Origin of the sequence: Kitasatospora sp. NBC_00458 (assembly GCF_036013975.1) — a bacterium.
GTDB lineage: Bacteria > Actinomycetota > Actinomycetes > Streptomycetales > Streptomycetaceae > Kitasatospora.
The window spans coordinates 6,246,529-6,258,980 of the sequence record NZ_CP107904.1; the positions used below are offsets into that span (position 1 = coordinate 6,246,529).

Below are 12,452 nucleotides of genomic sequence, written 5' to 3' on the forward strand. Positions count from 1 at the left end.
TCCGGCTGTCCGGCTGTCCGGGGTCTTGGCGTTCCGGCGTTCCAGCTGTCCGGCGCGGGCGAGGCTGCGTGGTTCGGGCCGGGGCACCGGGGGGGGGGGCGTGCCGGGGCGCCGCTTCCGCCCCTTCCGCCCCTTCCCGTCCGGCCCCGGCGGGACGGGTCAGACGCGGAACTCCGCGACGTAGCGGCGCGGTTCGTGCCGGAGGTCGGTCGCCCAGCGGTCCGCGCACTGTTCGGCGAAGGTCTTCCGGGTGTGCAGCAGCTCGTCGAGCGGGTCGAGGTAGTCCAGCACCTTCGGGGGTTCCAGACCGTCCCCGACCCGGGCGCTCAGACCGGCCCGGGCGAGCCGGACCAGCTCCGCCGCGAGGTCGTGCACACGGTCGCCGCCGAGCAGCGTGCGCAGGCCCTCGGACGGCAGCGCGGCCATCGCCGCCCGGTGGTCGGCCGCACTGTAGGACCGCAGCAGCTCCCACGCCGCCGCCCGCGACGGCGGGTGGTAGCTGAGCCCCACCCACAGGGCCGGTACGGCCGCGAAGTGCCGGTACGGCGGGCCGTCCCCGGCCCGCAGCTCCAGGGTCCGGCGCGCCCGGACCGCCGTCCAGGTCTGCGACATGTGGGAGACCCAGTCCCCGTACTGCGGGAAGCCGCCGTCGTCGAAGCCCTCGCGCAGGATCGTGCCGAACGGCCGTGCGGGGGCGGGGCGGTAGCCCCCGTCCGGGCCCCGGTGGTAGATCATCGGGAGGCCGAGGGCCCAGTCGATGACGGCGTCGGCGTCGACGCCGTCCCGCAGGGCCGGCGGCATGATGCCGCAGCGGTCCGGGTCCATCCGCAGCCAGTCCCGCGACCGGTGCGACAGCAGGCCGTTCGAACGTCCGTTGTCCAGCGGCGAGTTGACGAACAGGGCGGTGACCGTCGAGGAGGCCGCCATCTGCATCCGCAGCTTCTCGGTGAAGTCCCGCTCCGAGAGGTAGTCCAGGTGCACCTGGGCGGACAGCGAGAGCGCCATGACGCGCGTCGCCCCGCTCCCCGCCGCACCGAGCCGTCGGAAGTAGTCCCGCATGACGGCGCCGCGCACCATCGGCACCCACTCCATCGCGTCGACCCGGTCGAACGGCAGCTGCGCGCCGGGCAGCAGGGCCAGCCCGAACCGTCCGACCAGCTCGGCCAGCCGCTCCAGCACCTCCCGCGTGCCGTCGACGGCCGCGGCGAGCCCGGGGAGCGGGACGGAGGAGTACTCCAGCTGCCCGCCGTGCTCCAGCGTGACGCGGGCGCCGTCCGGCAGGGCGACCCCGGTCAGCCGCCCGGCGTCCGCCAGGCGCTCGCCGCCCCACTCCTCCAGCACCGTCCTCAGGACCTCCTCGATCCCGCCCGGGCCCCCGTAGCGGGCGGCGCGGCCGGTCTCGGGGTCGACCACGCCGTTCTCGACCTCCAGGCCGACCAGTTCGGCCCCGGCGGCGGGCGGGGCGAAGAGGGACCGGAGGTCCTCACGCCGCAGCCGGCCCGCCGGGCCGCTGCCGTTCCCGGCCGTGCCGTTCCCGGCCGTGGCGTTCCCGTTCGTGCCGTTCCCGTTCGTGCCGTTCACGGTCGGCTCCCCGTGGTGGCGGTGCCGGACCGTCTCGCCCGGTCGAGTACCTGGAGCACCGCGTCGAGTGCCGACTGCGCGGCGCCCTGCATCCATGCGTGCGCGGCGGAGAGGTGCTCGCCGGCGAAGTAGATCCGCGGGTCGTCGACCGGGTGCGGGGTGCCCAGGCCGCCCAGGTAGCGGGTGTGCTCGCCGGGCGCGAGGTGGGCGAACGCGCCGCCGCCCAGGCCGATCTGGTCGTCCCAGTTCCAGTGCACGACGTCGTCGACGTCGTCGCGGATGAGGGGGTGCAGCTGCTCAAGGCACGTGAGCACCAGCAGGTCGCGTTCGGCCTGCGGGAGCGTCGCGAACCGCCGGGCACTGGCGCCCCAGAGGTAGGCGCCGGTGAGGACCGCGGCATCGTGCGAACGGCCGGGGTCGAGGGCGACCAGGTGCGGCCCCGCGTGGGAGCCGTTGCCGTTCGAGCCGCTGCCGGCCGGGCCGTTGCCGTTCGAGCCGTTGCCGGCGGGTCGCCTGCCGTTCGGGCCAACGGATCCGTTGCCGGTGCCGAGCCCGGTGCCGAGCCCGGTGCTGTGCTCGATGCCGAGGCCGTGCCCGATGCCGTCCGGTCCGGCGTCGTACCGGCGGCCGTTCGAGCCGGAGCCGCTGCCGCCGCCGCTGCCGTTGCCGTTGCCCCCGGCGGTCCCCCCGTCGACGCTCCCGTCCGCGACGGCGCGGGCGTTGTCCGACGGGTACCAGCACTGCTGGATCGGCATGTCCGTGAAGCTGCCGCCGCCGAAGATCCCGTCCGCCAGCTCCCAGCGGCGCCGTCGGGTGTGCACCAGGACCTTGGTGCTGCTGGCGTAGCTGATGCCGCGGATCGCGTGCTGCTGGTGGTGCGGCAGGGCGGGGCGGAAGCCGATCCGGTCCAGGGCCGGTACCGGGACGCAGCAGACCACGAAGTCGAACAGGTCCGAGACCGCGCTGCCCAGCCGGGTCCCCTGCACCCGCACGCCGCCCCGGGTGGTCAGTGCGATCTCGTCGATCCGGGTGGACAGCTGGAGCGTCCCCGGCCGCAGCGCCCGGACGAAGGCCCGCACCAGGGTGTCCATCCCGTCGACCAGCTCCACCTGGCCGAGGTGGAAGAGGCCGAAGTAGTCGACGAGGACCTCCAGCAGGCACGACTGCTCGTAGTGCGCCAGACCGCTGGCGTGGCCGAGGAGGTGCCAGGCGTCCGGGGAGAGGCGCTCGTGGACGTACTGCCAGAGGGACACGGTGGTCAGCCGGTCGAGCGCCGGGTCGTCCCACCGGCCGGACAGCAGGCGCCGCTGCTGGTCCGCGCTCAGCGACCTCCACACCGTCCGCAGCAGCCGGTCCAGGACGTCGAGCGGCGCGCCGTGCTCCTCGGCGCGCAGCGCGTACACGGAGCTCAGCGACCGCCCCTCCCGGATCCGGACGCGCCGGCCGCGCAGGTGGTAGTAGGCGGCGGGGTTGAAGTTCACGAAGGGCCTGGTCCGCAGCCCGAACGCGGAGATGTAGTGCAGGATGCAGTGGTGGTTCGCTGGGACCCGCATGGCTCCCAGGTCCGCGTACGTGCCGTCCCAGAAGCGGTGGGTCCGGACCCGGCCTCCCGGGCGGTCCAGCCGCTCGTACAGGACGACGTCGAAGCCCCGGCGCTGGAGCTCGTAGCCGGCGACCAGGCCGGCGATGCCGGCTCCGATCACCGCGCCGCGGCCGGTGGCGCCGGTCGTCGGGGTCAGCAGGCTCCTGGGGAAGGCGAAGCTCTCGTCGAACATCGGCACCTCGCTGGGTTGTCGTCCCAGCATGGGGCGGTACATCGTGTACGAGCCACTCGGGCGCACCCATCCGGACCGCCGCCCGGCATACGGGCGCGGGCCCGCCCTGGAGGGGGTGGGCCCGCGCTGGTGGGGCCGGATCAGGCGTTGACGCAGGTGTTGCCGAAGGCCGGGTTCAGGGCGCCGATCAGGTTGATCGAGTTGCCGCAGATGTTGATCGGGATGTGGACCGGGATCTGGATCTGGTTGCCGGAGAGGACACCGGGGGATCCGACCGCCACGCCCTCCGCGACCGAGTCGGCGGCGGCGGTGCCACCGCCGGCGAGGACCGCGGCGGCGGCGAGGGCGCAGGCGGCGAGGGTGGTGCGAGTACGCATGTCTCTCCTTGACGGGTGAGTTGGCAGATCAGAGCACCAATCACACCGGTGGAGGGCGGCAACCCGCCCGCATTGGTCGGATCGGGGGCGTGTCCGCACCGCCCGGCCGGCTCCCCGCACTTCCCCCCCAACCCGGGTGCCGAGCGGTGCGCATCCCCAGGCGATTCCCGCCGACGCCGAGGCCGGTGCCGGGGCCGACGAGTTCCTCGTGACGCACCAGGAGCCACCCCCGCAATTGCGGGGTCGACGCTTCGTGCCCTGCGGTGTTGTCGGCAGGGTCTTGGCCTGACATTCGGCCCGTCGAAGGCTTCTGCTTTGCAAAGGCCTCGTGTGAGCCCTGGTGAACGACTCCGGTTGCCGACGAACAGAGTCGGATCGTGCGCAGCCCGGCCGCCCGGCCGCCCGGCAGCCCGGCAGCCCGGCGTGAGTCTGGCCCGCTGTTCCCCTGTCGGCCGGAGGCGTGGGACTGCCGAGGCGTGAGGGCTGAGCGACCCGGATGATCCGGCACGACTGCCGGTGGAGCCGACATGCCGCCTGCACCCGCCACTCCGCCCTCGACCGCTGCCCGTGATCGTTGATCGCTGATCGACTTCTGCTCCGGTCCGTCGAATCCGAGGAAGAAATATGTAGACCGATCGAGATATTTGTAGCCAGCGCCGCACCGGCCCGGATTCAAAAGTCGGCCGGTTCGACTTTCTGTGCAGGGGTGCCTTGTTGACGGGCTCACGAGGGTGGGTGCCTGTGTGGGGTGGGGGCTGATGGGGGTTGTGGAGGTGGAGTAGGAAGTCGGCCGGTTCGACTTTCTGTGCAGGGGTGCCTTCTTGTGGGGGCCCCGATGGTGGGTGCTCGTGTACAGGTGTGGGCCGATGGGGGTTGTGGGGGTGGAGTAGGAAGTCGGCCGGTCCGACTTTCTGTGTACGGGCGTATCGCTGCCGGATTCGCGGGGCTGGGTGCCCTGCGGGTGGAGCAGAAAGTCGGCGGGTCCGACTTTCTGCTCCACTGGGGGTGGGCGGGGTGGAGCGGGCGAGCAGAAATCTGTAGACCGGTCGGTATATTCAGCGAGATTCGGTAGACCGGTCGACATATTTTTGTGAAGGCGCGCAGGCGATGGGCGGTGAGAACAGAGGGGCTGCGGGGCTCAGGGGAGGTCCTGTTCGGCCCAGATGGTCTTGCCCTGGCGGGTGTAGCGGCTGCCCCAGCGGGTGGTGAGCTGGGCGACCAGGTAGAGGCCGCGGCCGCCCTCGTCGGTGAGGCGGGCGCGGCGCATCCGGGGCTGGGTGGCGCTCGGGTCGGAGACTTCGCAGGTGAGGCGTTCGGCGCGGATCAGTCGGACGCCGACCGGGCCGCCGGCGTAGCGGATCGCGTTGGTGACCAGTTCGCTCAGCACCAGTTCGGTGGTGAACACCAGCTCCTCCAGCCCCCAGGCACGGAGCTGTTCGGTGGCGGACTCCCGGACCCGGGCGACGCCGGCCGGGTCGGCCTCCAGGGTCCAGCCGGCGGTGGCCTCGGGCGGTACCGCACGGGTGCGGGCGAGCAGCAGGGTGACGTCGTCGGTGAGCCGGTGGGCCGGCAGTCCGGCGACGACCTCGCGTCCGAGGTCGCGCAGCGCCGCGGTGCCGGGGGCGCCACCGGCGGCGGTCGCCGGGCCCGTGGCGGCGGCGGTCAGGCGGCGGCCCAGTTCGGCCATGCCCTGGTCGAGGTCGTCGCCGTACCCCTGGATCAGGCCGTCGGTGTAGAGCGCGAGCAGGCTGCCCGGTGCCAGTTCGACCTCGGTCATCTCGAACGGCAGTCCGGTCACGCCGAGCGGCGGTCCCGGCCGGACGGGCACGTAGGTGACGGTGCCGTCCGGGGCGACGACGGCCGGCGGCGGGTGTCCGGCGGAGGACATGGCGCAGCGCCGCGACACCGGGTCGTACACCGCGTACACGCAGGTGGCGCCGAAGGGGACGGCCTGCTGGTGGTCGTCCGGGTCCCCCTCCTCGTCCGGCAGTTCGGCCTCGACCATCAGCTGGGCGACCAGGTCGTCCAGGTGGACCAGCAGTTCGTCCGGTTCGAGGTCCAGGTCGGCGAGTGTCCGGACGGCGGTGCGGAGCCGTCCCATGGTGGCGCTGGCGGCGAGGCCGTGGCCGACGACGTCCCCGGCGACCAGGGCGACGCGGGCGGAGGAGAGCGGGATCACGTCGAACCAGTCGCCGCCGATGCCGCTGGCGGTGTCGGTCGGCAGGTAGACGCTCGCGGTGGAGACGGCGGCGGTCTCGGCCTGGGAGGGCGGCAGCAGGCTGCGCTGGAGGCCGACGGCGGCGCGGTGCTCGCGGGTGTAGCGGCGGGCGTTGTCGAGGGCGAGGGCGGCGCGGTCGGCGATCTCGCGGAGCAGTTCCCGGTCGGCCGGGAGGTAGCGCGGCCGGTGCGCGGCGCGGCGGACGGTCACCCGGCCGAGCAGGCTGCCGCCGGCGCGCATCGGCGCGGTCATCTCCGGGGGCCCGGCGTCCTCGGGCCCGGCGGGCTCCGCGGGCTCCGCGGGCTCCACGGACCCGGCGGGCCCCGAGGCGTCAGGCCCCGGCGGGTCGTCGGGGTCGGCCTGGACGGTGACGCCGGTGGGCGGGGGCACCGGTCCGTTCGGTCCCGGTGCGACGGCCACGGCGGTGCGGCGCAGCGGTAGGCGGCCGTCCCGGCCGGGGGCCGGTTCCTCGCCGGCGAACACGGCCTCGGCGACGTCGACGACGACCAGGTCGGCGAGGCCTGGGGTGAGGACGGCGGCCAGCTGCTCGGCGGTGTCGGTCACCGACAGCGATCCGCCGACGGCGGCGGTGGCCCGGTGGAGCAGTGCGAGCCGTTCGCCGGACCGGTGCAGTTCGGTGACGTCGGTGAACAGTGCGGTGACGCCGATGACCTGGCCGTCCGCGGCCTGGAGGCGGAACGCGGAGATCGCCATCACGGCGCCGCCGGCCGGGTCCTCGATGGTGCGGACCAGTTCCTCCGCGCCGACCAGCGGCCGGCCGGTGCGCAGGACCTCGTGCAGTCCGCGTTCGACGGCCTCGGCGTCCTGGGGCTGGAGGAAGTCGCCGAGGCGGCGGCCGCGGAGGTCCGGGGGGAGGCCGCTGTACGGGAGCAGGTGGGTGTTGGTGCGGATCAGCCGCAGGCGGTCGTCGAAGACGGCGAGGCCGACGCGGTCCTGGAGGAAGAGTTCGCGGGTGAACGCCTGGTCCTGGCGCGAGCGGGCGACCTGCGAGGCGGGGGCGGCGAGCACGAAGTACCGGGCGGGGGCGCCGGGCCCGGTGGGGCCTTCGGGGGGACCGGTCGGGGGGCCGGTCGGCGGGTCCGCGGACGGGACGCCGAGCGGCAGCACCTGGTAGGCGATCGCCAGCGCCTCGCCGCGTCCGGAGCGGAGCTCCGCCTCGCCGGACCAGCCGTCGGCCCGCTGCTGGTCGGTGAGGGTGGCGAGTGAGGGCCATCCCGCCGGGTCGGCGAGGAGGTCCCGGGCGGGTCGGCCGCGGACCTGGGCGGCACCGAGGGCGAGCAGCCGTTCGGCCTCCAGGGTCCAGCCGACGATCAGGCCGTTCGCGTCGAGCAGTGCTCCGGCCGCGTTGCCGAGGAAGGGCGATCGGCCACGGTGCAGGGCGTCCGCCGCGCTCATCCGGTCCGCTCCTCTCCTCCGCCGGCACCTCTCCGGGCGCGGCCTGGGACCTCTCCATCATCCCCCGGCGGGCCGGGGCCGCCAGTTCCGCGGGCGGGGTGGCAGGGCCGGCCGGGGGACCGGTGGCGGGCGGGCGCGGGGTGCGGACCGCGTCCGCGGGAGCCGGAACGGTCTCCGGAGCGGCGGCGAGCGGGCCCGGCGGCGGTCGGGCGGGCTGCGGGCGTCCGGGTCCTGGCGCGCGGGGGGTTCTCGGGCGCGGGCTCTTATTGTACTCTCCGTCAATAAGCGGGGCGGGGCGGATCCCGCGCTGGCCACGCACCCGGAGCACGCACCCGGAGCTCGCACTGGAGGCAGCCATGGCTCACCCGGCGGCACGCGCCCGCACCACCGGCACCCACGCCACCGACACCGGCACCGACACCGACACCGGCACCGACACCGACACCGACACCGGCACCGGCACCCACGCAGGCACCACCGGCAGCCACGCGCGCGCCGACGCGCGCCGCACCCACACCGCCGCCGACGACGACGTGGCCAGGCGGCTCCTCGACTCCGCCGCCACGCTCTCCTACGACCCGGCGGTCGAGATCGACTGGGAGGCGCCGCTCCCGCCGGAGCACTACGGCCTCAACCCCGAGTGGAGCACCCTCTACGGCACCGCGCTCTGGGCGGAGATGACCGAGGAGCAGCGGGTCACCCTCACCCGGCACGAAGTCTGCTCGATCATGACGACCGGCATCTGGTTCGAGATGATCCTCCAGCAGATGGTGCTGCGCGACCAGTACCTCAAGGACCCCGCGAGCGCCGAGTTCCAGTTCGCGCTCACCGAGATCGCGGACGAGTGCCGGCACTCGATCATGTTCGCCCGCGCCTGCGAGAAGATGGGCGTCCCCCAGTACAAGCCGAACCGGCTCATCGCCCAGGCCGGCCGCGCCTACAAGGCCCTCGCGCGCGGCGAACTCGCCTACGGCGGCATCCTGGTGGCGGAGGAGGTGCTGGACGTCATGCAGCGCGACTGGATGCGCGGCGAGAACGTCCTGGAGATCGTCCGCGGGACGTCCCGGATCCACGTGGTCGAGGAGTCCCGGCACATGAAGTTCGCCCGCCAGGAGATCCGCGAACGCCTGCGCGGTGCGGGGGCGGCCCGGCGCAGGGCCTCCGCCACCGGGATCGCGGCCGGTGCGTTCGTCATCGTCAGCAGCATGGTCCACCCGGGCGTGTACGCGGCCGCCGGGCTGGACGTCGGCCGGGCGCTCGCCGAGGCCCGGGCCAGTGAGCACCGGCGGGCGATGATGCGCACCAGCAGCCGCCACCTGATGGCGTTCCTGGCCGAGACCGGTCTGCTCACCCGGGCCTCGGCGGCGGTCTACCGCCGGATCGACATGCTCTGAGCCCGTGTCGGCCCGGCGACCGGCCCGGCGACCGGCCCGCGGGAGCCCCGCCGCCGGGCCCGCCCGCACCGCACCGCGCCACGCCGCAAGCCGCCGCACCGCACCACGCCGGAACCCACTGGAACCCACGCAGCGAGGACCCCACCCCCGCCATGGCCTACGCGATCACCCGTACCTGCTGCAACGACGCCTCGTGCGTGTCCGTCTGCCCGGTCAACTGCATCCACCCCACCCCGGACGAGCCCGGGTTCGGCCGCACCGACATGCTCTACATCGACCCGGCCGCCTGCATCGACTGCGGCGCCTGCGCCGACGCCTGCCCGGTGGACGCCGTCTTCCCCGTCGACCGCCTGACGGGCCCCGACAGCGTCTTCGGCGACCTCAACCGCGACTACTTCCGCGACCACCCCGCCGACCACTCCTGGGGCGCGCCCGAGTTCCCCCGCAGCCTGCCCGCCGGCCTCGACCTCGGGACCGGGGCGGGGCCGCTGCGGGTCGCCATCGTCGGCACCGGCCCCTCCGCCGGCTACACCGCGCAGGCGCTGCTGCGCTCCACCGGCGCCGAACTCACCATGATCGACCGGCTTCCGGTGGCCGGCGGGCTGCTGCGGCACGGCGTCGCCCCGGACCACCAGTCGACCAAGCGGATCGCCGAGAGCTTCGCGTCCGTCTTCCACGACCCGCGCCTGCGGGTGCACCTCAACGTCGAAGTGGGCACCGACCTCACCCACGCCGAACTCGCCGCCCACCACCACGCGGTGGTGTACGCGGTCGGCGCCGCCGCCGACCGCCGGCTCGGCCTGCCCGGCGAGGACCTCCCCGGAAGCCTGCCCGCCACCACCTTCGTCCGCTGGTACAACGCCGAGCCGACGGTCCCGGCCGGCGCGGTCGACCTGGGGGCCGCGGGTGCGGACGGTCCCGGCGCGGAGCGGGCGGTCGTCATCGGCAACGGCAACGTGGCCGTCGACATCGCCCGGATCCTGCTCTCCGACCCCGACCGGCTCGCCGCCACGGACATCGCCGACCACGCGCTCGCCGCGCTCCGCGGGAGCCGGGTCCGCGAGGTCGTCCTGGTCGCGCGGCGCGGGCCCGGGCACGCCGCGTGGACCCGGCCGGAGCTGCTCGCCCTGACCCGGCTGCCGGGCGTGGACGTGGTGGTGGACGACCACCCGGAGGTGCGCGCGGCCCTCGCCGCCGCCCCCGAGGGCTCCCATGCGGCGCTGCTCGCCGGGCTGCCGCTGGTCGCCTTCGACGGCGGCCGTGAACCGCTCCCCGGTCGCCGGGTCGTGCTGCGCTTCCACGCCACGCCCACCGAGTTCATCGCCACCCCCGCCGACGCCCCCGCGCCCGCCGAGGCCAACGCCGTGGCCGCCACCGCCGACCGGGTACGAGGCGTGCGGCTGGCCGGTGACGGGACCCCGCTCCACGCGGGCCTGGTGATCCGCTCCATCGGCCACCGCGGCGTCCCCGTCCCCGGCCTCCCCTTCGACGAGGCCGTGGGTGGCGTCCCGCACCGGGCCGGCCGCGTCCTCGATCCGGCCACCGGCCGTCCGCTGCCCGGCACTTACCTCGTGGGCTGGGCCAAGCGCGGTCCCTCCGGCGGCATCGGCGCCAACCGGGGCTGCGCGCGGGAGACCGTCGACGCCCTCCTCGACGACGCCGCCGCCCGCGCCCTGCCCGTGCCCACGGGCAGCCGCAAGGAGTTCGACCGGCTGGTCCGCACCCGTCGGCCCGACGCCCTCGGGCTGCGCCACCTCCGGGCGATCGACCGGGCCGAGCGGGCTCAGGGCGAGGCCGCCGGCCGCCCCCGCGTCAAGTTCTCCACCGTGCCCGCGCTCCTCGCCGCCGCCCGCCGCTGAGATCCGGGGGCGGGGGCGGGGGCGGGGGCGCGGCGGGCGGCGGTCAGAGCGCTTCGGCGCCGATGGCGCGCAGGACGTCGCCGAGCCAGACGAAGCCGTAACCGACGGCGGGCGTCTCGCCCTTGGCCATCTTCTCCAGGTGCGCCCAGGCCTCCGTCACCTGGCCGATGGTGAGCTCCGGCGGGTCGGCGTGGACGTCGGCGGCCTTGGCGGGAGGGACGGACCAGTAGTAGTCGTCCCGGACGGTGATCCCGTCGTCCGGCAGGCGTTCCGCGAGGTGGCGGACGAGGACGTCGAGCGCCCGGTGCAGGTCGGCCGCGGGGATGCGGAGCGCGGCCGTGGGCGGCGCGGGGGCGGACGGCGCAGGGGTGGGCGGCGCAGGGGTGGGCGGCGCGGGCGGCCGGGCGGACCCGCCGCGGGGGTCCGGGGTTCCGGTGCCGGTCGTCACCGGCCCAGCACCGCCCCGCCGTTGATGCCGATGACCTGGCCGGTGACGTAGCCGGCGGCGGGGGAGGCGAGATAGCCGACGGCGGCGGCGACGTCCTCGGGCGTGCCGGCGCGGCCGACCAGCGTGGCGGCGACCTTGTCGGCGTGGAAGTCCGGCGTCCAGTCGGCGCCGAAGATCTCGGTGTCGGCGACGTAGCCGGGGGCGAGGACGTTGACGGTGATGCCGTCCGGGCCGAGCTGGCGGGCCAGGCCGAACGCCCAGCCGTGCAGGGCGGCCTTGGCGGCCGCGTACGAGCCGGCCGAGTGCGGGCCTGCTCCGCCGCGCTGGGCGGCGGCCGAACTGATCAGGACCACCCGGCCGCCGGGGCGGCGGAGCCGGTCGGCCAGCGCGGTGGTGAGCAGGACGGCGGTCAGCAGATTGGTGTCGAGGTCCCGCCGCCACGCCTCGGCGAGTGCCTCCAACGTCCCGTCGGAGGGCGGGGTGATCACCGCACCGGCGTTGTTGACCAGGACGTCCACCGGGCCGAGGGCCGCGATCTCCCCTGCGGCCTCGGTGACCCGTGCGGCGTCCGTCAGGTCGACGGCGAGCGGCACCACCTGCGGCCCCAGCTCGGCGGCCGTCCGCTCCAGTACCTCTGTCCGGCGGCCCAGGATCACCACCCGGTTTCCCCGGGCGGTCAGTTCGGCCGCGATGGCCCGGCCGATCCCCGTTCCCCCGCCCGAGACGACCGCGATCCGCTGCTGCTCCACCGTTCCCCCAAGCCCTGGTCGGTCATTGCTTCGGGAGCGATCCTACTTGCTGGTAACTCCATGGCCGGCTCCGGCGGGTGGCCCGCTCGGACCCGTCAGCTGAAGAGGGCGGCGAGGTCGAGGGGGGAGACCAGGAAGACGCCGGTGGCGTCGTCGTGGGAGTGCAGGAGGGCCGTGCGGCCGGCCGGGAGTGCGGGGTCGCCGGGCATGGTGCGGACCGGGAGGAGGGCGGGGGAGCCGTCGTCGGTGGCGGTCTCGGCCCAACCGGAGGCGGCGTCGGCGCCGCCGGCGAGGATCACGCAGGCACGGCCGACGAGGGGGAACGAGTCGCCCTCCCAGTCGCAGGACTCGTCGCAGCACTCGGCGCCGGGGTCGGCGTCGTCGTGGTCGGGCGCGGTGCGGTGGCCGGCGTCGCGACCCCCGTGCGCGGCGCCGGCCCCGAGCCCGCCGAGCAGGGCGAGCACCCATGCCTCGACAGCCGTCACGGGAATCGGAGGGATCGGTGCGGTCTCGAAGAATCCCTGCATTCGCCCCGTCCCCCCGGCTCACCCCGTAGCGCCGGTTCCCCCCGGGCGCTGTGAGGATCCTTGCAGGCGGAGGGCCGTTCGCACATTGCCAGGATCCGGCAATCTTGA

The 12,452-nt window shown here is 75.0% G+C and carries 9 protein-coding genes; 2 read left to right on the forward strand and 7 right to left on the reverse strand.

What is annotated here, in order from left to right:
- Positions 1-159 precede the first annotated feature (159 nt).
- From OG550_RS26085 to OG550_RS26100, 4 genes are all read right to left on the reverse strand, one after another.
- Complete coding sequence (locus OG550_RS26085; protein ID WP_327681469.1) at positions 160-1,581, reverse strand: glutamate-cysteine ligase family protein; 1,422 nt, start codon at positions 1,579-1,581, stop codon at positions 160-162.
- Positions 1,578-3,386, reverse strand: a complete 1,809-nt coding sequence (locus OG550_RS26090; RefSeq protein ID WP_327681471.1) for a flavin monoamine oxidase family protein — start codon at positions 3,384-3,386, stop codon at positions 1,578-1,580. The genes OG550_RS26085 and OG550_RS26090 overlap by 4 nt, the downstream gene beginning before the upstream one ends.
- A 110-nt stretch (positions 3,387-3,496) precedes the next feature.
- Positions 3,497-3,733 (reverse strand): chaplin, encoded by a 237-nt coding sequence (locus OG550_RS26095; protein ID WP_327681473.1) that lies wholly within the window; start codon positions 3,731-3,733, stop codon positions 3,497-3,499.
- Between the two features lie 1,138 nt (positions 3,734-4,871).
- The gene (locus OG550_RS26100) at positions 4,872-7,367 is read right to left on the reverse strand and encodes a SpoIIE family protein phosphatase (RefSeq protein WP_327681475.1); all 2,496 of its coding nucleotides are present in this window, start codon (positions 7,365-7,367) and stop codon (positions 4,872-4,874) included.
- A gap of 356 nt (positions 7,368-7,723) precedes the next feature.
- Between OG550_RS26100 and OG550_RS26105 the strand changes: the two genes are divergently transcribed.
- Positions 7,724-8,761, forward strand: a complete 1,038-nt coding sequence (locus tag OG550_RS26105; protein ID WP_327681477.1) for an AurF N-oxygenase family protein — start codon at positions 7,724-7,726, stop codon at positions 8,759-8,761.
- Between the two features lie 152 nt (positions 8,762-8,913).
- Positions 8,914-10,620, forward strand: coding sequence for a 4Fe-4S binding protein (locus OG550_RS26110; protein ID WP_327681480.1), 1,707 nt, complete (start codon positions 8,914-8,916; stop codon positions 10,618-10,620).
- A gap of 43 nt (positions 10,621-10,663) precedes the next feature.
- Here the strand turns inward: OG550_RS26110 and OG550_RS26115 are convergent, their stop codons facing one another.
- The 3 genes from OG550_RS26115 to OG550_RS26125 form a co-directional block, all read right to left on the reverse strand.
- Positions 10,664-11,068, reverse strand: coding sequence for a hypothetical protein (locus OG550_RS26115; protein WP_327681482.1), 405 nt, complete (start codon positions 11,066-11,068; stop codon positions 10,664-10,666).
- Positions 11,065-11,817 (reverse strand): SDR family NAD(P)-dependent oxidoreductase, encoded by a 753-nt coding sequence (locus OG550_RS26120; protein ID WP_327681486.1) that lies wholly within the window; start codon positions 11,815-11,817, stop codon positions 11,065-11,067. The genes OG550_RS26115 and OG550_RS26120 overlap by 4 nt, the downstream gene beginning before the upstream one ends.
- Positions 11,818-11,912: 95 nt before the next feature.
- Positions 11,913-12,302: a hypothetical protein gene (locus OG550_RS26125; RefSeq protein WP_327681488.1), complete on the reverse strand. Its 390-nt coding sequence runs from the start codon at positions 12,300-12,302 to the stop codon at positions 11,913-11,915.
- Positions 12,303-12,452 lie beyond the last annotated feature (150 nt).

What these genes read in the sequence shown, in the direction of transcription:
- OG550_RS26090 (WP_327681471.1), bottom strand. Translation starts at nt 3,386, where the DNA reads ATGCTGGGACGACAACCCAGCGAGGTGCCGATGTTCGACGAGAGCTTC.
- OG550_RS26095 (WP_327681473.1), bottom strand. Translation starts at nt 3,733, where the DNA reads ATGCGTACTCGCACCACCCTCGCCGCCTGCGCCCTCGCCGCCGCCGCG.
- OG550_RS26100 (WP_327681475.1), bottom strand. Translation starts at nt 7,367, where the DNA reads ATGAGCGCGGCGGACGCCCTGCACCGTGGCCGATCGCCCTTCCTCGGC.
- OG550_RS26105 (WP_327681477.1), top strand. Translation starts at nt 7,724, where the DNA reads ATGGCTCACCCGGCGGCACGCGCCCGCACCACCGGCACCCACGCCACC.
- OG550_RS26110 (WP_327681480.1), top strand. Translation starts at nt 8,914, where the DNA reads ATGGCCTACGCGATCACCCGTACCTGCTGCAACGACGCCTCGTGCGTG.